The organism is Streptomyces sp. NPDC127177, from assembly GCF_042672475.1.
In the GTDB taxonomy this organism is placed as follows: domain Bacteria; phylum Actinomycetota; class Actinomycetes; order Streptomycetales; family Streptomycetaceae; genus Streptomyces.
This window is the reverse complement of sequence record NZ_JBHXUW010000050.1, coordinates 1-19298: the sequence shown is the minus strand read 5'-3', so window position 1 is coordinate 19298 and position 19298 is coordinate 1. Positions and strand designations below refer to the sequence as shown.

Sequence of the window (19298 nt, the reverse complement as noted above, 5' to 3'; positions counted from 1 at the left end):
GGCGTCTACCAACCCTTAGGAGTCACCCGTGGCCATCTCGGTCTTCGACCTGTTCTCGATCGGCATCGGCCCGTCCAGCTCCCATACGGTCGGCCCGATGCGCGCGGCCCGCATGTTCGCGCGCCGACTGAAGAACGAGGGCCTGCTCGCCCACACCGCGTCGATACGCGCCGAACTGTTCGGCTCGCTCGGCGCCACCGGCCACGGCCACGGCACCCCCAAGGCCGTCCTGCTCGGCCTGGAGGGCGAGTCCCCGCGAACCGTGGACGTCGAATCGGCCGACGACCGGGTCGCCGCGATCCGCTCCACCGGCCGGCTCAACCTCCTCGGTATGCACGAGATCGCCTTCGACGCCGACGAGCAGCTGATCCTGCACCGCCGCAAGGCCCTGCCGTACCACGCCAACGGCATGACGGTCTTCGCGTACGACCGCGAGGGCGCCCCCCTCCTGGAGAAGACGTACTACTCGGTCGGCGGCGGTTTCGTGGTCGACGAGGACGCCGTCGGCGAGGACCGGATCGTCCTCGACGACACCGTGCTCAAGCACCCGTTCCGCACCGGTGACGAGCTGCTGCGGCTCGCCCAGGACACCGGCCTGTCGATCTCCTCCCTGATGCTGGAGAACGAGCGCGCCTGGCGCACCGAGGACGAGATCCGCTCGGGTCTGCTGGACATCTGGCGCGCCATGCAGGCCTGTGTGTCGCGCGGCATGTCCCGCGAGGGCATCCTGCCCGGCGGCCTCAAGGTCCGCCGCCGCGCCGCGAACACCGCCCGTCAGTTGCGCGCCGAGGGCGACCCCCAGACCCACGCCATGGAGTGGATCACCCTCTACGCGATGGCGGTCAACGAGGAGAACGCCGCGGGCGGGCGCGTGGTCACCGCCCCGACCAACGGCGCCGCCGGCATCATCCCCGCGGTGCTGCACTACTACATGAACTTCGCGGCCGGCGGCGCCACCGAGACGGAGAAGGACGACAGCATCGTCCGCTTCCTGCTGGCCGCCGGCGCCATCGGCATGCTCTTCAAGGAGAACGCCTCCATCTCCGGCGCCGAGGTCGGCTGCCAGGGCGAGGTCGGCTCCGCCTGCTCCATGGCCGCGGGCGCGCTGGCCGAGGTCCTGGGCGGCACCCCCGAGCAGGTGGAGAACGCCGCCGAGATCGGCATGGAACACAATCTGGGCCTGACCTGCGACCCGGTGGGCGGCCTCGTCCAGATCCCGTGCATCGAGCGCAATGGGATGGCGGCGGTCAAGGCCGTGACCGCGGCCAAGATGGCGCTGCGCGGCGACGGCAGCCACAAGGTCTCCCTCGACAAGGTCATCAAGACCATGAAGGAGACGGGCGCGGACATGAGCGTCAAGTACAAGGAGACGGCGCGGGGCGGGCTCGCGGTCAACATCATCGAGTGCTAGGCGGATGGGCCCTGACCAGTGCGTTTGTATCTTTCAGCGCTGTCAGGGCCTTCCCTGCTTACGCGGCGGAAAGTCCCTGAAACCTCCCCAGGACAGACGTGAGAGTTCCTGAAAAGTCCCTGGGATGCCCCTCTCGAAGAGGCTTTTGACCTGCGGGTTCGCGTCATGTGATCAACGCCGGATGTGCCGCTCACCCACCAGCTGATGTATCAAATCGATCCCCCACCTCCACCCAAGGGGTATCATTCGATACATGAACGCTGCGGAAAACCCGCGCTTGGAGCAGCGGCTGGCCGGCCTCTCCCCCACATTCACGACGGCGCAAGCGCGACAGGCCCTGCTCTCCCCTCGCGATCTGGCGCACTTGGTCACGGAGGGGGAGATAGACGAACTATCCCGTGGGGTGTACCGGCGGGCAGACGCCCCGGAAACGGCGCACGCGGATTTGCTGGCCGTGTGCGCACGGGCCCATCGCGCCGTCGTGTGCGGTGAATCCGCCCTGGCCCTGCATGAACTGATCGACGACATCCCCGCAGCAGTACACATCGCCGTGCCGCGCGGTTCACGCCGCCCGACGATTTCTTACCCGCCGACCGTGGTGGCGCAGTACGCCGCAAAGACCTTCGACCTCGGTATCGAACGGTTCGAAGCAGCCCCGGGAGAAAGCATCCCCATGTACAACGCAGCTCGCAGCGTCGTCGACGCAATGCGCCACCGCAGCCGCCTCGGCGAAACCCTCGCCCTGTCCGCGCTCGGCCGCTACCTGCGTCGAAGCGGGCGCGGCGGGGTTGGCGAACTCCAGCACGTCGCACGCGAGCTGGACGCCCTCTCCGTTGTCCGTCCCGCCGTAGAGGCGGTGCTCGCCTGATGGCCAACCCCACCCGCGACACCACCGCCGGCCGCGTCTACAACGACCTGCGCAACCTGGCGCGCCGCAACCGCCGGTCCACGGACGAAGTCATGGTCGAGTACATCCTCGAGCGGTTCCTCTACCGCCTGGCCTCATCGTCCCTGGGCCGGGAGCACTTCGTCCTCAAAGGTGGCCTGCTGCTCGCTCAGTTCGGCGCACGTCGAATGACCCGGGACGTCGACATCCTCGGTCGATCTTTCCCAGGCACAGAAACAGAGATCATTCACAGAATCGCGGCCATCGCCGCCACCGAGAGCGACGACGGCGTCGCATTCGATCCCACGACACTCAAGACCGTCCCCATTCGTGAGGAGGACGAGTACCACGGTCTACGCCTGTCGATGGCCGCCTACATCGCCCGAGCACGACTCAAGCTCCAACTGGATATCAGCTTCGGCGACCCCGTCACTCCCGGCCCCCGGGTCATCGACTATCCGCAGCAACTCACGACGGACAGCTTCCAGCTCCTCGGCTACCCACTCGCCACCGTCATCGCCGAAAAGCTCTCCACCGCCGTCTCACTCGGCGACCTCAACACCCGCGACCGCGACTACGGCGACCTCTACCGCCTGCTCCCCCTCAACGACCTGGACGGCCAAGAACTCACCACGGCGCTGACCGCCACCGCCACACACCGCGGCATCAATCCGAAACCCCTCAGCACCACCATCACCGACCTCGGCGAGCGCCGCCAGACCTCCTACACCGCCTGGCGCCGCCGGCAAGGCACCGCCGCAACGAGCTACCCGGGACGCTTCACGGACGTCGTCCGGCAGGTCACCGCCTTCGCGGACACACTCCTCAACGGCGAAGCTGTCGCCCTCACTTGGAGTGCAGCGAACCTCACGTGGTCATGAACCAGGCCTGGCCGACCGACCAGGCCTTCGGGGGAACCCCGGAACCTACGCATGTCGAATTGTCCGATCTTGATCCACCGGCTTCCATAGGCATCCACCACAAGAAAGAAACACCCGGGAGGGCGCTCGTGCATGAGCACCGCATAACAGGAGCGGGCTCGCCGAAGCCATCGCGTGGCGCCCGATCGTCCCCTCGGACGACGCCCGGTCCGTAGCGCCGGCTGAACGGGGCTGAACCGTCCACCGGCCCGGCGGCCGGCATCAGGGCCGTCTCAGAACGCACTGACCCCGGTGAGTTCGGCCGACAGCTCCCAGAGACGGGCGGCGTCCCGGGCATCGGTGGCCCAGGGCTTCACCCCGCCGGCGAGCATGTCCTCGGTGCCGGCCGGGTCCGCGACATCGCAGTCCTGGCAGTAGGCGCCGCCGTGGGCGTCGAGCAGGGGTGAGGTCGCGGCCCAGACCGCGGTGGCCGCCCCCTGTTGCGGCGACTTGAAGCCGTCCGCGGGCCGGTCGTCGGCGGTCACCCAGCCGAGCGCCGGCCACTCGTCGCGCGGGACGTGGCGTTGCAGTGGGGTGAGGATGCTGCCGGGGTGCACGGCGAAGGCGTGCAGACCGCTCGCCGCACCGAGCCGGTCGAGGTGCAGGGCGAACAGGGCGTTGGCGGTCTTGGACTGGGCGTAGGCGAGCCAGCGGTCGTAGCCGGTGCGGAAGTGGAGGTCGTCCCACCTGATGCCGGAGAGGAAGTGGCCCGACGACGACACGGCCACCACCCGGGCGTCGGCGGCGAGGCCGGGGCGCAGGTGGTTGACCAGGGCGAAGTGCCCCAGGTGGTTGGTCGCGAAGTGCCCTTCCCAGCCGGGACCCACGCGGGTCTCCGGGCAGGCCATCACCCCGGCGTTGTTGATGACGATGTCCAGGGTGCGTCCCGTCTCCAGGACGCGGCCGGCGAAGGTCCGAACGCTCTCCAGGTCGGCCAGGTCCAGGGCGTGCACCTCGACGTCCCGGAGATCACTCAGGGCGTCCTCGGCGGTGGCCGGCCGCCGCGCGGGGACGATCACATGGGCTCCCGCGCGGACCAGGGCGCGGGTCGCTTCCAGGCCGAGCCCGGAATAGCCACCGGTGACCAGGGCGGTGGTGCCGGTCAGGTCGGTCCCGGCGAGGACGTCCTCGGCCGTGCTGTGCGCACCGAACCCGGTGCCGGTCTTCTGCTGTCTCGTACTCATGCGGGTGACGCTAGGAGTTGGAGTGCGGGCGAGGTCAAGGTCCGCACGGTGTGACCCGTCACGGACCGGCCGGGCGGACATCAGCCGTAGTGCGGGTCCCGGACGACGTGAGAGCAGGGCGCCGCCCCACGCCGTCGCCTTTCAGGCCCACGGGTTCGCGGGTCCGCGGGTTCGCGGGTTCGCGGGTTCGCGGGTTCGTCTCTTTGCCGAAGCGGCAACAGGACTCGCGGTGGAATGCGCGGGCGTTCCATGATCGTGGCCGGTGCCGGGTGCACGATACGGCCAGTTCCCGGCCCGCAGCCAAGGAGGAACCATGCCCCAGCCGTCCGAACGCACCCCCGGCCCCACGCACCGTCTGGTGGCCTCCCCGGCGGGCCGCACCCATCTGGTGGAGCAGGGCAGTGGGCCCCTGGTGCTGCTGCTGCACGGATTCCCGGAGTCCTGGTACTCCTGGCGCCACCAGCTGCCCGTGCTGGCCGCCGCCGGCTACCGGGCAGTCGCCGTCGACGTCCGTGGCTACGGGCGGTCCTCCCGGCCCGGCGACGTCGCCGCGTACCGGATGGCCGAACTGGTCGAGGACGCCGTCGCCGTGGTGCACGCGCTGGGCGAGAGCGGTGCGGTCGTCGTGGGCCATGACTGGGGCTCGACGATCGCGGCGAACTCCGCGCTGCTCAGGCCCGATGTCTTCCGTGCGGTGGGGCTGCTGAGCGTCCCGTACGCGCCGCGCGGCGGACCGCGGCCCAGTGAGGTGTTCGCGGGGATGGGCGGGGACCAGGAGTTCTACGTCTCCCGGTTCCAGGAGCCCGGCCGGGCGGAGGCGGAGATCGAACCGGACGTACGCGGCTGGCTCGCGGGCTTCTACGCGGCGTTCTCGGCCGACACCATGCCCGCGCCCGACGCCCCGGACCCGCACTTCGCAGCGCGCGGCGGAACACTGCGCGAACGGTTCCCGGCCGGCCGTCCCGGCTGGCTCGATGACGCAGACCTCGACTTCTACGCGGCTGAGTTCGAGCGTACCGGGCTGACCGGTGCGCTCAGTCGCTACCGGAACATGGACCGGGACTGGGAGGATCTCGCCGACTTCGACGGGGCGCCCGTCACCCAGCCGTCCCTCTTCATCGGCGGCTCCCTGGACGCCTCCACCACCTGGATGGCCGATGCCATCGCCGCGTACCCCACGACTCTGCCCGGCCTGGTCTCCTCGCACATCCTGGACGGCTGCGGCCACTGGATCCAGCAGGAGCGCGCCGAGGAGGTCAACCGGATCCTGACCGGCTGGCTCAGCTCACTGCCCGCCTGAGCCCGCCCCGCCGAACAGTCCAGCCCGCCTCCCGCGCACCCCCGCCTCGCCTGAACCCTCCCCTCCGCGAACCGAACCGGCCAGCGGGGGCTCACCGGGCGACATCCCGGCCAACACAGGAGTACCTCAACTGCTCATAAATGAGCAGCTGTTCATGGGGAACACACATTTTCAGTCACGGGCGGCTTCCCTCCTCCGCATACTGGGAGTTCACTGGTCGTGACGAGTGGTGACGCAATCGCCGTGCACGTCAGGCGGTCCGCTGCCATGGGCCTCGTGAGGCCCGGCTCCGATGCCCAGGCCCCGGCGGAGGAAAGAGGACAGCGATGACAGCCGCCCCTCCCGTGACGTACCTCCGGCGGGATCCGGCCGTCCGGCCCGGCCGCACCGCTCGAAGAGCGGTGCGGCCCTGTCGTCACGCACGACCGCCCAACCGCCCCTGATCCATTGCCGCGGCGGTCGCCGCCGCGGCAGGTTCCCTGTCTCACCGCTCCCCGTCGCGCCGGTGCGGACAGCTGTCCCCGATGACGCGGCCCTGCCGAAGCGCCGATCGGCAGGGCCGCGTTCACCGCTCGCCGTTCCGGTCTCCGCGTGCGCGTCCGTTTCGCGCATCCCCCTTCCCTGTTCGTTTCGTCTCCACGAGGTGCACCATGAGCAAGATCGCGCTTCCAGAATTTCACATGCCGTTCGAGAGTGCGGGATGTAATCCGGGAGTTGAGAAGACCAGGCAGGCCGCCTGGGAATGGGCCGAGTCCAGCAATCTCGTCCTGTCACCCGTGGCCCACAAGAAGATGATCCGGACCCGCCCCGAACTCTGGATATCCCTGATATTCCCGAGGGCCTCGCAGAAACACCTGGACCTGTTCTGCCAATGGCTGTTCTGGGCGTTCCTCGTCGACGACGAGTTCGACGACGGTCCGGCCGGCCGCGACCCCCGGCTGTGCGAATCGGCGATCGCGCATCTGGTGGACGTACTCGACGGCGCCCGCGCACCCGTGGGCCCCATGGAGCACGCCCTCGACGAACTCCTGGTCCGGACCTGCACGGACAGGCCGGCACACTGGGTCCGGCAATTCCGCCGGGATACGGCGGCCTGGCTGTGGACGTACTACGCGGAGGCCGTCGACCGGGCCGCGGGCCATGTGCCGAGCACGGCCGACTTCGTGAAGCACCGCCGCGACTCCGTGGCCATGCAGCCGTTCCTCGATCTGCACGAGATCACCGCCGGAATAGACCTTCCGGAATTCGCCAGGAGCCTTCCCGCCTATATCGCGCTGCGCAATGCGGTGACCGATCACTCGGGTCTCTGCAACGATATCTGCTCCTTCGAGAAGGAGGCGCTGCTCGGTTATGAACACAACACCGTCCGGCTGATCCAGCGGGATCGTGGAGGCACGCTCCAGGAGGCGGTGGAGGAGGCGGGAATCCTGCTGGCGCGCATTACCGACCGGGTGCAGCGGGCCGAGAAGGAACTCGTCGAGGAGATGGCGGCGGCGGGGATCGAGGGCCCGCCCCGAGTCGCTCTGGAGCGCTGCGTCCAGGACTACCGGGGCCTCGTCCGAGGAGACTTCGACTACCACGCGCGGGCCGAGCGTTACACCCGTCCGGACCTCGTGGAGATCGACGAACAGGGCTCCATGTCACGGAACTTCGCCGCCTGAGGAGGCTCCCGGCGGGGTGACCGGCGAGGGCTCGAAGCCCTGCCGGGCCCCCGTCGGGCGCCGCCTGCCCCCGGAAGGCCGGCACCCGGCAGCGATTTCCGGACATTCGTCATGGCGACGGTCCCGGTCGGCGCCGGCGGGGCCGCCGGCCGGACCGGAGGCGCCGCCGGCGGCCAGAAACGCGTGTTACCTGAAGCAGCCCTTCCCCGGCCCGGCCGCGGAAGGTTCCGGCGCCCCACGAATGGTCGGCCGCCCCCGGCCGTGATGTGCTGGTGCGTACGCCCGATGGCAGGCGGCAGCCCGGTGGTGCGGGCCCGCCGGCCTCACCGCAGCAGGGCTGGAGGCATCTCATGACGGCCGTACCTCCTCCGATATCCGCCTCCGGCGCCGACCGGGCGGCTCCGCACGCCGAAACCGCCCAGGGCACGGTCCGCGGCACCCTCGAACGGGGCGTCGCCGCGTTCCGCGGTATCCCGTACGCGGCCGCGCCGGTGGGCGCCGAGCGGTTCCGGGCGCCCGCGCCACCGGAGCGCTGGGACGGGGTACGGGAGGCGGTTGCCTTCGGACCGACCGCGCCCAAGCGGCCGTACGCCCCGCCACTGGACCGGCTGCTGCCCGATCCCGAGGTGCCCGGCGCCGGCTGCCTCAACCTCAACGTGTGGACGCCGTCGCCCACCCGCACCGGGCTGCCCGTCCTCGTCTGGATCCACGGCGGCTCACTGCTGCACGGCTCGTCCGCCGTTCCGCTGTACGACGGGGCCGCCTTCGCCCGCGACGGCGTGGTGTTCGTCTCGGTCAACTACCGCCTCGGCATGGAGGGGTTCGGAGTGTTCCCGGACGCGCCCGCCAACCGGGGGCTGCTCGACCAGCTCGCCGCGCTCGGCTGGGTACGGGACAACATCGCCTCGTTCGGCGGCGATCCGGACCTGGTGACGGTGTGCGGGGAGTCGGCGGGCGCCATAGGCATCGCCGCACTGCTCGCCGCCCCGCGGTCACGGGGGCTGTTCCGGCGCGCGGTGCTGCAGAGCGGCGCTCCGACCGCGCTCCCCGTGCGCGAGGGCCGCCGCACCACCGAACTGATCGCCGGGCGGCTTGGGGTGGCGGCGACGGCGCGGGCCCTGGCCGCCGTGGACCCCGACCGGCTCCTGGCGGCGCAGACCGAGGTGACGAGCGGCGGCTCCCCGCTGACCGGCGGGAACTCCTTCCAGATCGTGGTGGACGGCGATCTGCTGCCCCGCGACCCGGCCGATGCGCTGCGGGACGGCGCCGCGTCCGGGATCGATCTGCTGATGGGCTCGAACACCGAGGAGTACCGCCTCTGGTTCGTGCCCAGCGGCCTCACCGAACGGCTCTCCCGTACGAAACTCCGGCTGGCGCTGCTGAAGTTCAAGGTGCCGCGCGCCACGGCCCGCACCTACCGCGCCAACCGGCCCGAGGCCACTCCCGGCGAGCTGCTCGGCGCCCTCGCCACCGATCTGCTGCTGCGCGTGCCGCTCAACCTGCTGGCCGACGCCCGCACCGGCGCCCCCGGCTCCACCCACCTCTACGAGTTCGGCTGGCCGTCACCGGTACAGCGGCTCGGCGCCTGCCACGGGCTGGAGATCGGCTTCGTCCTCGACAATCTGGACCGGCCGGACGCGGTGGCGCTCGCGGGCCGGGACGCCCCGCAGGAGCTGGCCGACGCGATGCACGCAGCCTGGGTGAGGTTCGCCGGCTCCGGGGACCCGGGCTGGCCCGCCTGGGACGCGTCACGTCCGGTGATGGCGTTCGGGCCCGGCGCTCCCGGGCTCGTGCGGGCCCCGCGCGACGACGAACTGCACGGCTGGGCGCCGTACCGCGACGAGCCCTGAGCGCGGCGCCCCCGCGGTGGTCAGCGAGTGCTGAGCCAGTGCGGGTCGGGTACGACGGTCAGGACCGCCGACACGAGTACGACGGCCGCCAGCGCCACCAGTTCGCGGCGCGCCCGGCGGTGGGCGGCCGGCGGGTCCGCGTCCGACGTCAGCCTCCGGCGCGCGGCCAGCGCCAGCGCGCTCACGACGGTCACCAGCACCAGCTTGGCCAGCAGGGTGCGCCCGTACGCGGAGGTGAGGACGACGTCCGGCGGCAGCCGGCGCAGGGCGCTGCACGTGCCGGTCACCGCCAGGGCCGCGTACAGCCAACCGGCGAGCCGGGCGTAGCGGCCGAGCAGCGCGCGGGCGGCGCCCGGCCCGGTCCGCCGCCACAGCCGCATGGTGCGCAGCACCTGGAGCAGTCCGCCGCACCAGAGCGAGGCTGCGGTCAGATGGACGACGGTGAGCACGGCCCCCACCGCCGGGCTGTAGGCCTCTGGGTGGGCGCGCAGTGCCTCGGCGCCTACGACCAGGGCGAGTGGGGCGGTGGCCAGGGCCGGGCGTCTGCTCGCGGCGCAGCACGCGGCGAGGGCGAAGCCGTTGGCGGTCAGGAGCAGCAGCCCGCCCTCGCGGGTCCCATAGGTCTCGACGAGGCCGAGATCGCTGATCCGGGCCAGCCGGAGGATCTGTCCCGCCGCGGCGACCGCCCCGGCGACCGAGGCCGCCACCGTCCAGTTGCGCGGGGCGGTGCGGGGCCGGCCGGGCAGGGTGCGGGCCAGTGCGGTGACCGCGAGGGTGCCGAGGTGGACGGCGAGCGCGCCGAAGAGGACCGCGCGCAGCAGGGTGGCCGTTCCGGCGCCGGGTATGCGCAGTTCACCGGTGCCGTGGGCGACGAGGCCGGGGCCGAGCAGTGCGGCTGCCACGGCGGTCAGGCAGAGCGCCGCCGTGATGAGCGCGGCCACCGCGGATCCACGGCGGGCCGGTGCGGGCACGCGTGAGTGGAGCACCCCCACCCCCTTCCTGACCGACAAACACACAAACCGGCTCCCGATGTCCACGGCAACACCGGACGTTCACCCGGAAGGACGCATTAGCGCAGGCGCGAACGTTTCTGCATGACCACTCGACGCGAGCCTCGGGTTAGGTTCACCGACTGTCACCTCAACTACAGCGACCCAGCCCGGGTGCCTCCGCGGATTCGGCGCTGCGAGGAGAGGCATCATGACCGAGAGGCTGTCCCCCACGGCATCCCCTGCACTCATCCCTCTGCCCGAACCGTGCGGCCGTGTGTACCGCAGAGGCGGCCGTACCGTGGTGGCGTTGCGCGACGAGATCGACATCGCCACCGCCGCCCTCATCACACCGGCCCTGGACGTGGCCACGTCGGACGGGTCACCGCACGTGGTGGTCGACCTGACCGCGGTGAGCTTCCTCGACTGCTCGGGACTGACGCTGTTGTGCCGGGCCCGGCGGCGGGCGCTGGACCGGGACGGGCGGTTCTGGCTCGTCTGCGACTGCCCGAGGATCCTGCGGCTGCTGCGGGCCGGCCGGCTGCACGGCCTGTTCCGCCCGGTGGCGACCCCCGACGAGGCCTTCGAATCGGGCGGGTCGGCCGACCCGCCGGGCCCCTGAGCCGGGCCGGGCGCGTCCCCCGGCCCGCCGGCCGGGGGCCCGGTCCGTCAGCCCTTGTTCTGGGCGCCCCAGAACTCCTCGAACGTGAGCAGGCCGTCCCCGTTGGCGTCGTGGGAGTTGATCACGGCCTGCGCGACCGGCTCCGTGACATAGGGGTCCCCCAGCTGGGCCATGACGCTCTTGTACTCGGCGGCCGAGATCAGCCCGTCGCCGTTCAGGTCGTACCGCTCGAACGCCTTGCGCGCCGACTCGATGTCCGCCACTGTTCCGCCCCTTCGTAATGCCTGGATGACGGAAGTCAGATTATCGGGCGTGATGGATGGCGATCGCGGCGGCCGGTCGTCGATCATGGGCGGAGCCGTCCGTCGGCAGGCGGCCGTCGATCACGAGCGGGGCCGTCCGTCGGGGGCGGCGGACCGGAGTTGGGAGAGTACGGCGCGATGACCGATGCACTGGCGGGGATCCTGGCGGCCGCGGCGCGGGGGCGGTTCCCGCCGCCGGACGGGTCCACCACGGTGGTGCGGCAGCCGAACGTCCGGGACGCCGGGGTGCTGGCGTTCACCGCGCACTCGGTGGTCTTCACGGACGAGGATCCTCGTTGGGTGCGGGCGACCCTGGCGGCCACGCCGGGGGACGCTCTCGCCGCGACGATGAATCCGTCGTTCCTGGGCGCGCTGCTCGACCGGACCGGCCGGCACATGAACACGATCGACCTGCTCACGGTCGCGAGCGCCCTGCCGGGCTCCCCCGGGCTCGGGCTGCGTGAGATCCGGGATCCGGAACACCCGCGGGTGGCGAGGCGATGAGGTTCCGTGACGAGGTGCGGGTCTGGGGGACGGACGGCGGTGTGCTGATCCTCGGCCGCGGCGTCGCGGGCCGCTGGGAGACCGCGATCGAGGTGGCCGAGGAGGCACGCGGGCGGCGGCTCGGCGAACGGCTGGCGCGGGCGGCCCGGCAGCTGGTGCCGGACGAGGTGGTGTGGGCGCAGCAGTCGCCGGGGAACGCCCGCAGTGTGCGGACGTTCCAGGCGGCGGGCTACCGGCCGGTGGGGTCGGAGGCGCTGCTCGTCGAGGGCTGAGCCACCGGCCGGCCCGGGTCCGGAGGAGGTCTCAGCGGAAGACGCCGGTGTGGCCCAGGGAGTAGCGGCCCGGCTGCGGGTAGACGGCGAGGCCGTGCGGTCCGCTGCCCACCGGGATCCGGGCGAGCTGTTTGCCGCTGGTGGTGTCGATCGCGTACACCTCGGCGTCGTACCGCCCGGTCAGCCAGAGGACCTTGCCGTCCGCCGAGACTCCGCCCATGTCGGGGCTGCCGCCGCCCGGCAGCTGCCATTTCTTCGCCAGCTCGTTCCGCGCGAAGTCGAAGACGGAGACGGACCCCTCGCCCCGGTTGGAGATGTACATCTCCTTGGCGTCGCGGCTGATGTAGAGCCCGTGGCAGCCCTTGCCGGTGGGCAGCAGTTTCGGGGTGGTGAACTTCTTCCCGTCCAGCACCCACATGCCGTTGGCCATCATGTCCGCGATGTAGAAGGTGCCGCCGTCGGGCGACAGCTTCACGTCCTGCGGCATGGCGCCCTTGAACGGCAGCTTCTGCTGGCCCACGACCTCCATCTTCGCCGTGTCGACCTTGAGGAGTTCGCCGGAGAACTCGCAGGAGACGATGAAGTACCGGCCGTCCGCGGAGAAGTCGGCGTGGTTCACGCCCGCGCAGCTGACGGGTACGGCCTTGGCCGTCTTCATGGTGTGGGCGTCGCGGAAGACCAGCTGCCGGTCCATCGAGGCCATCACGATGGCGTACTTGCCGTTCGGGGTGAAGTAGAGGTTGTACGGGTCGGAGACGTCGACCGTCTTCCCCGCCTTCCCCGTCGCCGGGTCGATCGCGGTGAGGCTGTCGCCGAGGTCGTTGTTGACCCAGAGCGTCTTCAGGTCCCAGGACGGGACGACGTGCTGCGGCTGACGGCCGACCGGGATGGTCTCGATGACCTTGTACGTGGCGGGGTCGATGACCGACACCGTGTTGGAGTTGGTGTTGGGCACGTAGATCCGGGACGGGAAGCCCTTGACGGCCGGGGACAGCTTTCCGGGTGCGTCGGCCGCGTACACGTTCCTGGGGTCGAGCACCGGAGGCATGCCGGCGAGGCCGGCCGGCGCGGGCGGGCTGATGTGCTTGGGCCTTGCGGGCGGGGCCGCGGCCTCGCTGGCGGCGTCGGACGCCCCCTTGTCCGCGGGGGTGCCGCAGCCGGTGAGTACGGCGAGCAGGACGCCCCCGAGCAGGGCCGCGGTGCGCGTGGTGGAGGGAAGCATCAGGTCAGCAGCTCCGTGGTCGTCACCGCACGCAGTCCGCGGCGGTCGAGTTCGGTGAGAAGGAGGGGCAGCGCGGCGACCGTGTCCGCGTAGCCGAAGTGCATGCTCACCACCGATCCGTTACGGATCTCCCCGGCCACCTTGCGGGTGACGGCCGCGGCGCCGGGCGAGGTGAAGTCGAGGGAGTCCACGTCGTACGAGAGGACGTGCGGGTAGCCCGCTCGGACGGCGAGCCGCTGGACGAGCGGGGTGGCGTACTGGGTGCGCGAGGGCCGGAACCAGGTGCCGATGGAGCCGGTGAGCCGGCGCAGCCGCTGGGCGCAGCCGGTGATCTCCGCGTACGCCTGTGCCTCGTCCATCGAGGAGATGTCGATGTGGCGCTGGGTGTGGTTGCCGAGGTCATGGCCGCCGTCCAGGATGCGGCGGGCCATCTCGGGGTGTTCGTCCAACCAGCTGCCGACGGCGAGGACGGTGATCCGCACCTGGGCGCGTTCGGCCTCGGCGAGCACGGTCCTGGCGATGGCGGGGTCGCCCTGGCCGTGGAAGGTGAGGGCGACGCGCGCGCGGTCGCGGGGGCCGTGGTCGATCTGCACGGGCCGGCCGGGGAAGCGGCGCGGGGCGGGGGCGGGCGCGGGGGCACCGGCGGTTCCGGCCGGCTTCTTGGGGGCGGGGTGGGTGAGGGTCTTCGCCGAGGTCCCGGCGGCGTCCCGGTCCCCGCAACCGGTGGCGAGGGCGGCGGCGAGGGCGGCCCCGGCTCCTGCGCGCAGGGCGCTGCGGCGGTGCACCGGGGTGTCGGAGACGTTCATGTGCAGAACAGTAAGTGCGTAATGTCAGGAAAATTACAATTGACCCTGTTCCCTGCTCCCGCAGGTCACACGGATGCGCGCCGCGAACCCCCTCGGCGTTCGATGAATCACCCGCGGAAGCTCCTGAATGCTCATAGATTTCCAGGCAAGTGACCCAGCCCACCTATGATTCATCGCGACAATATCCAGATACATTACTTAATGGGCGTTTTGCGGCTTTGGCGATGGGGTCGTCCGTCTGCCATAGTCGGTGACACGACCCCCATTGACCCGGGCCGGGTCGTCATCAGCGGCCGTGAACACACCCCCCATTTCACGGCCCCCCACACAGCAGCTCCCGCAAGCGCCGCACGACGGCCGACCCGGGGGCTTCTGTGCATCCGGGGCACGTGCCCGGGGTGCGTGCCCGGGGGGGCACATCCGGGGGGTGCATCCGGGGCGTCGTCAGCGGTCGGAGATCCTCATCTCGAACCAGGTGGTCTTGCCGCGCGGCAGCAGGTCCACGCCCCACCGGTCGGAGAGCTTGTCGACGAGGAAGAGCCCCCGCCCGCTGATGTCCATCTCCTGTACGGGCATGAGGCACGGCAGCCCGCGCGAGGGGTCGCGCACCTCGATCCTGATCCAGCCGCGACGACGCAGCATCCGCAGACCGAAGACCCTGGCACCGGTGTGCCGCACAGCGTTCCCGACGAGTTCCGACACGAGCAGAACGGCGTGTTCGGCGGTCTGCGGGGAGAGCGCCCACTGGCGCAGCACCACACACGAGGTGAGCCGGCGCGCGGTGGCGGCGGACTCCGGGCGGGAGGGCAGCCGCACTTCGTCCTCCGTCGGATTCCCGAACAACTCCAGCGCCTTGAACGCCTGTTCGTCCTCGACGGTCGGCATCCCCCGTGCCGCTGTCGCGCCGCTGCGCTGTCGCGGCTGCTCCACACCCTCCAGGCCCGCCATGGACACCATCATGGCCGCACGGCGGGCACTCCGGGGCCGTTCCGCGGGAATCCCTGACCCGGAATCAGCAATTCCGTGGTGGTCTACCGGCATATGCCACTGGCAGAATGCCCCCGTCCGCACCCCCGCCGACCTGCACGGACATCCCGTCCGAACGGGTTTGCCAGGACGGGCGGCACGCTGAGCCTTAAGGTTGTCTTAAGGCTCAGCTAATCCGCCCGCACGGATGAACGCGCCTTGATCTGTTCCCAACTATCGTTCGGTCAGAGGAATTTGGCCTTGCCCGGTCCGTCCTCCACAAAGCTGCGCATACCGCGCTCCCGGTCCTCCGTGGCGAACAGTCCGGCGAACCAGGTCCGTTCGATCGTGAGGCCGGAATCAATGTCGGTCTCCAGTCCGGCGTCGACGGCTTCCTTGGCCGCGCGCAGCGCGAGCGCCGGGCCCTTGGCCAGCTTCGCGGCCCAGGCGTGCGCCTGCTCGTACACCTCGGCCGCGGGCACCACACGGTCCACCAGGCCCATGGTGAGAGCTTCCTCGGCCTTCACATGGCGGCCGGTGAAGATCAGGTCCTTGGCCTTGGACGGGCCCACCAGACGAGCGAGCCGCTGGGTGCCGCCGGCGCCCGGGATCAGGCCGAGCATGATCTCCGGCTGTCCCAGCTTGGCGTTGTCGCCGACGATCCGGAAGTCGGCGCAGAGTGCCAGCTCGCAGCCGCCGCCGAGCGCATAGCCGGTGACGGCGGCGACAACGGGCTTGGGGATCCTGGCCACGGCGGTGAAGGAGTCCTGCAGCGCCTTGGAGCGTACGACCATGGCCGGGTGGTCCATCGCCTGCATCTCCTTGATGTCCGCGCCGGCCGCGAACACCTTCTCCCCGCCGTAGAGGACCACAGCGCGTACGTCGTCGCGCCCGGAGGCCTCCTCGGCCAGCTCGCGGAGCCGGTCCTGGGTCGCGACGTCCAGGGCGTTCATCGGCGGCCGGTCCAGCCGGATCGTGCCGACGCCGCCGCTTACTTCGAGGGTTACGGTCATGGGAGGCAGGTTAGACCGGCCGACGCGCGGGGGCGGAAGAAGGCCCCCGCGGCGCCGGCCCCTGACTCCTCGGCGCCGGCCCTCGGCTAGCCCTCGACCCAGCCGTGGTTCTTGGCGAACTGCAACAGCGCCTGACGCACCTGGAGGATGTTCTCCGCGGTGAGTGAGGGAGCCGATTCCAGCAGTACTTCCGTGACGTCCCGCACGTACTCCTGCGAGTTGAGCACATCGCACAACACGTCGTCACCGTCGGCCGCCTGCCTGGCCGGGAACTCGGACCTGGCCGGGAAAGCGGCCGCCGGCGCTGCGGCCGGCCCACTGCCGTTACCGGCGGCGAGCTGCACCGAGGACGCCTTCAGACCCCGGTCGCCCTGCTCGATCTCGAACTCGACCACCAGACCGGGCCGCAGGGACGTCTCCGGAATACGGAGGTCGTTCACGTGCAGGAAGACGTCCTCGCCTCCGTGGTCGGGGGCGATGAACCCATAGCCCTTTGCGCTGTCGAACCGCACCACACGACCGATGACCATCAAAACCACTCCTCAACGAAACCCGAACCCGGACCCATGCCCGGGTCACCACTGCCGCGACAGGCGATCCGGACCTCGTACACAACTCCGGACACGCCCTGCGACTACCTTGCCACTGCAACCCGGATATCACTGCCTCAACGGTGACACCGGGCCCTGCCGGTCGGCGGCACCACGTGCCGCCGGCCTTCTCCACGCAGCCTACGGCCTGTGGGACGGAGCGGGGTCTCCCGGCCCACCCGCAGGCGGTGGGGCCACCTCGTCGAGGAACGCCCGCATCACCTGCCGGAAGTGCTCCGGCTCCTCGAGGTGCGGCAGGTGGCTGGACTCCTCGAATATCTCCCAGCGCGCTCCCGGAATGAGGTCCTGGAACGGTTGTACCGTCGCGGGAGTGGCCTCGTCATGGCGCCCGGATATCAGCAGAGTGGGCACGTCGACATCGGGGCAGAGGTCGATGACCGACCAGTCGCGCAGGGTGCCGTTCACGTGGAACTCGCTGGGGCCGTTCATCGCGTAGTAGACGGTGGGGTCGTTGTACACCTCGTAGAACGACGCCAGGTAGTCACGGGGCCAGGGCGTGAGGCGGCAGACGTGCCGCTCGTAGAACGTGCGCATGGCCGTGTGGTACTCGTCCGTCTCGGTGGTTCCGGCGGCCTCGTGGCGGAGCAGGGTGTCGTTGACGCCGGGCGGGAGCTGGTCCCGGAGGATCTTGGCCTCCTGGAGCCAGAGCGGGTAGGAGGCCGGCGAGTTGGCGATGACCAGGCCGCGCAGACCGGCCGGGCGTGCCGCAGCGTGGTGCGTGATGAGCATGCCGCCCCAGGACTGGCCGAACAGCACGTAGTCGTCGGCGATGCCGAGACCGGTGAGTAGGTTGTCGAGCTCGGCGGCGAACAGGTCCACCGTCCAGAACTCCGCATCCCGGTCGGGCAGATGGGTCGAGCCGCCGTTCCCGATCTGGTCGTAGTGCACGACGGACCAGCCGTCTTCGGCGAGGTCGGAGAGGTTCTGCAGGTAGTCGTGGGTGGATCCCGGACCTCCGTGCACGACGACGAGCGTGGGCCGGTCGGAGCGAAGGTCGCCCGTCACCCGGTACCACGTCTCGTGCTCGCCGAACGGCAGGGTCCCCTTCTTGCTGGGTGCCACGGTCACGTCACTTCGCCTCGCTTCGGTTCGTTGGCATCGTTCGGTTCGTTCGCATCGTTCGGTTCGTTCGCATCGTTCGGTTCGTTCGGCTCGTTCGGTTCGTTCGGTTCGTTCGCATGCTTCGTCCGCTTCGTTTCGTCACGCCGCCTTTTTGCGGGTGGGGCGTGTGGGCGGGCCATGGGCTCTGCGGCTGCGGCTGCGGCTGCGGCTGCGGCTGCGGCTGCGGCTGCGGTCAGGCTCCGGTCGGCGTCCCGTTGGATTCCAGCCACTCGTCAATGACGTGCGCGGTCTCCTCGGCTCGGTCCTCGACGAGCGTGAAGTGGTTGGCGCTCACGGTCCGCAGGGTGTGGGCGGTCTCCCACGGCTCGGCACGACCGCTGACCAGCTCGGGGGACGGGTCGTCCCCGTTCGGTACGAAGGACTGGGTGCACTGCACGAAGAGCACCGGGGCCTCGACGGGAGGGAGCGGGAGCTGGGGGACGAGTTCCACCCAGCGGCCCATCGCGGAGAGCCTGCTGCTGTCGAAACTGCCGAACACCGCTTCCTTGTCGAACATGCCGAGTGCGAGGCCGTCGAGGGGGACACCGTCACTTCCGCCGTCGTGCACGGCGAAGGTGTCCAGCAGGATGACGCCCGCAGGACGGACCCCGCATTCCTGTTCCAGGTACCCGGCGGTGGCGTAGGCGAGGGTGCCTCCGGACGAATAGCCGAGCAGGACGAACGGCTTGCCGTCAGCCGCGGTCAGGACGCTCCGGGCAAGCGCCTGGACGGCCGCGGTGGCGGATGTGGGCAGACTCTCCCCTGCGAGGAATCCGGGGACGGGCAGTGCGGATATCTTGTGCCTGCCTCCGAAGTGGGAGACGAGCCGCGCGTGCTGATGGACACCGCCGGTGGCCATCGGCGTGCTGAGGCAGATGAGATGCGGCCCCTCGGCAGCGTCCGTGAGACGGACCGCGGCGGGCAACCGGTCGATCTCGTCCACCGATCCGAAGCCCGGCCTGACGTCGGCAGCCGCCTGAAGAAGCGCGAACCCCTTGTCCGCCCGGCCGGAGACGACGGCGGAGTGGAACAGGTCACGGAGAGTCTCGGGCGGCCTGCCCGCAGAAGAGACCTCGGCCCTCCCCGTCACGGCCCCGCTCTCCGCGCCGTCGAGCCCATCGGACGATCGGGCTCCGGCCGCACTCACCTCGTCGGTTCCGTCGGGTGTGAGCGGCCCTGCGGCCAGGAGGTCCGTACGCAGCAGCCGGGCGAGCTCGGCCGGACTCTTGCTGTCGAAGACCACCATCGGAGCAAGCCGCAGTCCGGTGTCCTTCATCAGGGCGTTACGGAGTTCCATCGCGCTCAGGGAGTCGAACCCGGTCTCCAGGAAGTCGCGTTCCGCGTCGAGGGCGTCCGCGCTGCTGTGGCCGAGAAGCGCGGCGGCCCGCTCCAGGACGAGCGTCCTGAGGAGGGTCTCCTGCCCTTCCTGATCGGCCTGCGCGAACCGCTGCCGCAGAGACGTCGCGTCCGGCTTGGAGACGGCACTGCGCCTCTTGGTGGTGTGGGCGAGGTCGCGCAGGAGTGCGGGAATGGTGTCCGTACGCGCACGGAGCGCCGCCACATCGATCGGCAACGGAACCAATGCCGCCCGACCCGAAGCCAGACCCGCATCGAACAACGCCAGACCCTGCACCGGATCCAACGCCGGCAACCCCTGACGCCGCATCCGCTCCAGATC

General features: G+C 70.6%; 17 protein-coding genes and 1 pseudogene. 8 read left to right on the top strand and 10 right to left on the bottom strand.

Annotation, left to right across the window (positions count from 1 at the left end):
* Positions 1–28 precede the first annotated feature (28 nt).
* The 3 genes from ACFVJX_RS26950 to ACFVJX_RS26940 all read left to right on the top strand — a co-directional run bounded on the left by ACFVJX_RS26950 (position 29) and on the right by ACFVJX_RS26940 (position 3178).
* Positions 29–1411, top strand: coding sequence for an L-serine ammonia-lyase (locus tag ACFVJX_RS26950; RefSeq protein WP_384131600.1), 1383 nt, complete (start codon positions 29–31; stop codon positions 1409–1411).
* Positions 1412–1664: 253 nt separating this feature from the next.
* Positions 1665–2279: a type IV toxin-antitoxin system AbiEi family antitoxin domain-containing protein gene (locus tag ACFVJX_RS26945; RefSeq protein ID WP_384131597.1), complete on the top strand. Its 615-nt coding sequence runs from the start codon at positions 1665–1667 to the stop codon at positions 2277–2279.
* Complete coding sequence (locus ACFVJX_RS26940) at positions 2279–3178, top strand: nucleotidyl transferase AbiEii/AbiGii toxin family protein (RefSeq protein WP_384131594.1); 900 nt, start codon at positions 2279–2281, stop codon at positions 3176–3178. The genes ACFVJX_RS26945 and ACFVJX_RS26940 overlap by 1 nt, the downstream gene beginning before the upstream one ends.
* A gap of 272 nt (positions 3179–3450) precedes the next feature.
* Here the strand turns inward: ACFVJX_RS26940 and ACFVJX_RS26935 are convergent, their stop codons facing one another.
* Positions 3451–4401, bottom strand: a complete 951-nt coding sequence (locus ACFVJX_RS26935; RefSeq protein ID WP_384131593.1) for an SDR family NAD(P)-dependent oxidoreductase — start codon at positions 4399–4401, stop codon at positions 3451–3453.
* Between the two features lie 313 nt (positions 4402–4714).
* Between ACFVJX_RS26935 and ACFVJX_RS26930 the strand changes: the two genes are divergently transcribed.
* The 3 genes from ACFVJX_RS26930 to ACFVJX_RS26920 all read left to right on the top strand — a co-directional run bounded on the left by ACFVJX_RS26930 (position 4715) and on the right by ACFVJX_RS26920 (position 9212).
* Positions 4715–5701, top strand: coding sequence for an alpha/beta fold hydrolase (locus tag ACFVJX_RS26930; RefSeq protein WP_384131590.1), 987 nt, complete (start codon positions 4715–4717; stop codon positions 5699–5701).
* A gap of 680 nt (positions 5702–6381) precedes the next feature.
* Positions 6382–7362 (top strand): terpene synthase family protein, encoded by a 981-nt coding sequence (locus ACFVJX_RS26925; RefSeq protein WP_384131588.1) that lies wholly within the window; start codon positions 6382–6384, stop codon positions 7360–7362.
* 350 nt (positions 7363–7712) lie between these two features.
* Positions 7713–9212, top strand: a complete 1500-nt coding sequence (locus ACFVJX_RS26920) for a carboxylesterase/lipase family protein (protein WP_384131585.1) — start codon at positions 7713–7715, stop codon at positions 9210–9212.
* A 20-nt stretch (positions 9213–9232) separates the two neighbouring features.
* On the opposite strand, the gene ACFVJX_RS26915 is transcribed toward ACFVJX_RS26920, so the two are convergent.
* The gene (locus ACFVJX_RS26915; protein WP_384131582.1) at positions 9233–10198 is read right to left on the bottom strand and encodes a CopD family protein; all 966 of its coding nucleotides are present in this window, start codon (positions 10196–10198) and stop codon (positions 9233–9235) included.
* Between the two features lie 214 nt (positions 10199–10412).
* Between ACFVJX_RS26915 and ACFVJX_RS26910 the strand changes: the two genes are divergently transcribed.
* Positions 10413–10823: an STAS domain-containing protein gene (locus ACFVJX_RS26910; RefSeq protein WP_384131579.1), complete on the top strand. Its 411-nt coding sequence runs from the start codon at positions 10413–10415 to the stop codon at positions 10821–10823.
* A gap of 47 nt (positions 10824–10870) precedes the next feature.
* Here the strand turns inward: ACFVJX_RS26910 and ACFVJX_RS26905 are convergent, their stop codons facing one another.
* Positions 10871–11086 carry an EF-hand domain-containing protein gene (locus ACFVJX_RS26905; RefSeq protein WP_384131577.1) on the bottom strand — a complete coding sequence of 72 codons (216 nt, stop codon included), beginning with the start codon at positions 11084–11086 and terminating at the stop codon, positions 10871–10873.
* Positions 11087–11263: 177 nt separating this feature from the next.
* On the opposite strand from ACFVJX_RS26905, the pseudogene ACFVJX_RS26900 reads away from it, so the two are divergent.
* Positions 11264–11901: pseudogene (locus ACFVJX_RS26900) on the top strand (GNAT family N-acetyltransferase).
* Between the two features lie 31 nt (positions 11902–11932).
* On the opposite strand, the gene ACFVJX_RS26895 reads toward ACFVJX_RS26900, so the two are convergent.
* The 7 genes from ACFVJX_RS26895 to ACFVJX_RS26865 form a co-directional block, all read right to left on the bottom strand.
* The gene (locus ACFVJX_RS26895) at positions 11933–13123 is read right to left on the bottom strand and encodes a hypothetical protein (protein WP_384131574.1); all 1191 of its coding nucleotides are present in this window, start codon (positions 13121–13123) and stop codon (positions 11933–11935) included.
* A complete protein-coding gene (locus tag ACFVJX_RS26890) occupies positions 13123–13929 on the bottom strand; it encodes a polysaccharide deacetylase family protein (protein ID WP_384131571.1) in 807 nt (268 codons plus the stop codon). The genes ACFVJX_RS26895 and ACFVJX_RS26890 overlap by 1 nt, the downstream gene beginning before the upstream one ends.
* 444 nt (positions 13930–14373) lie before the next feature.
* On the bottom strand, positions 14374–14889 hold the full coding sequence (locus tag ACFVJX_RS26885) for an ATP-binding protein (protein WP_384131569.1): 516 nt from the start codon (positions 14887–14889) through the stop codon (positions 14374–14376).
* A gap of 251 nt (positions 14890–15140) precedes the next feature.
* Entirely contained in the window at positions 15141–15908 is a 768-nt protein-coding gene (locus tag ACFVJX_RS26880) for an enoyl-CoA hydratase/isomerase family protein (RefSeq protein WP_384131566.1), read from the bottom strand.
* A gap of 86 nt (positions 15909–15994) precedes the next feature.
* Entirely contained in the window at positions 15995–16438 is a 444-nt protein-coding gene (locus ACFVJX_RS26875) for a cold-shock protein (protein WP_384131563.1), read from the bottom strand.
* Positions 16439–16639: 201 nt separating this feature from the next.
* A complete protein-coding gene (locus ACFVJX_RS26870) occupies positions 16640–17587 on the bottom strand; it encodes a proline iminopeptidase-family hydrolase (protein ID WP_384131560.1) in 948 nt (315 codons plus the stop codon).
* Between the two features lie 226 nt (positions 17588–17813).
* A partial coding sequence (locus ACFVJX_RS26865) for an alpha/beta fold hydrolase (RefSeq protein WP_385745931.1) occupies positions 17814–19298 on the bottom strand: 1485 nt, incomplete at its 5' end.

Excerpts from the sequence above, each read along its gene's own strand:
- ACFVJX_RS26945 (WP_384131597.1), top strand. The coding sequence starts at position 1,665 with ATGAACGCTGCGGAAAACCCGCGCTTGGAGCAGCGGCTGGCCGGCCTC.
- ACFVJX_RS26940 (WP_384131594.1), top strand. The coding sequence starts at position 2,279 with ATGGCCAACCCCACCCGCGACACCACCGCCGGCCGCGTCTACAACGAC.
- ACFVJX_RS26935 (WP_384131593.1), bottom strand. The coding sequence starts at position 4,401 with ATGAGTACGAGACAGCAGAAGACCGGCACCGGGTTCGGTGCGCACAGC.
- ACFVJX_RS26930 (WP_384131590.1), top strand. The coding sequence starts at position 4,715 with ATGCCCCAGCCGTCCGAACGCACCCCCGGCCCCACGCACCGTCTGGTG.
- ACFVJX_RS26925 (WP_384131588.1), top strand. The coding sequence starts at position 6,382 with ATGCCGTTCGAGAGTGCGGGATGTAATCCGGGAGTTGAGAAGACCAGG.
- ACFVJX_RS26920 (WP_384131585.1), top strand. The coding sequence starts at position 7,713 with ATGACGGCCGTACCTCCTCCGATATCCGCCTCCGGCGCCGACCGGGCG.
- ACFVJX_RS26910 (WP_384131579.1), top strand. The coding sequence starts at position 10,413 with ATGACCGAGAGGCTGTCCCCCACGGCATCCCCTGCACTCATCCCTCTG.
- ACFVJX_RS26895 (WP_384131574.1), bottom strand. The coding sequence starts at position 13,123 with ATGCTTCCCTCCACCACGCGCACCGCGGCCCTGCTCGGGGGCGTCCTG.
- ACFVJX_RS26890 (WP_384131571.1), bottom strand. The coding sequence starts at position 13,929 with ATGAACGTCTCCGACACCCCGGTGCACCGCCGCAGCGCCCTGCGCGCA.
- ACFVJX_RS26885 (WP_384131569.1), bottom strand. The coding sequence starts at position 14,889 with ATGATGGTGTCCATGGCGGGCCTGGAGGGTGTGGAGCAGCCGCGACAG.
- ACFVJX_RS26880 (WP_384131566.1), bottom strand. The coding sequence starts at position 15,908 with ATGACCGTAACCCTCGAAGTAAGCGGCGGCGTCGGCACGATCCGGCTG.
- ACFVJX_RS26875 (WP_384131563.1), bottom strand. The coding sequence starts at position 16,438 with ATGGTCATCGGTCGTGTGGTGCGGTTCGACAGCGCAAAGGGCTATGGG.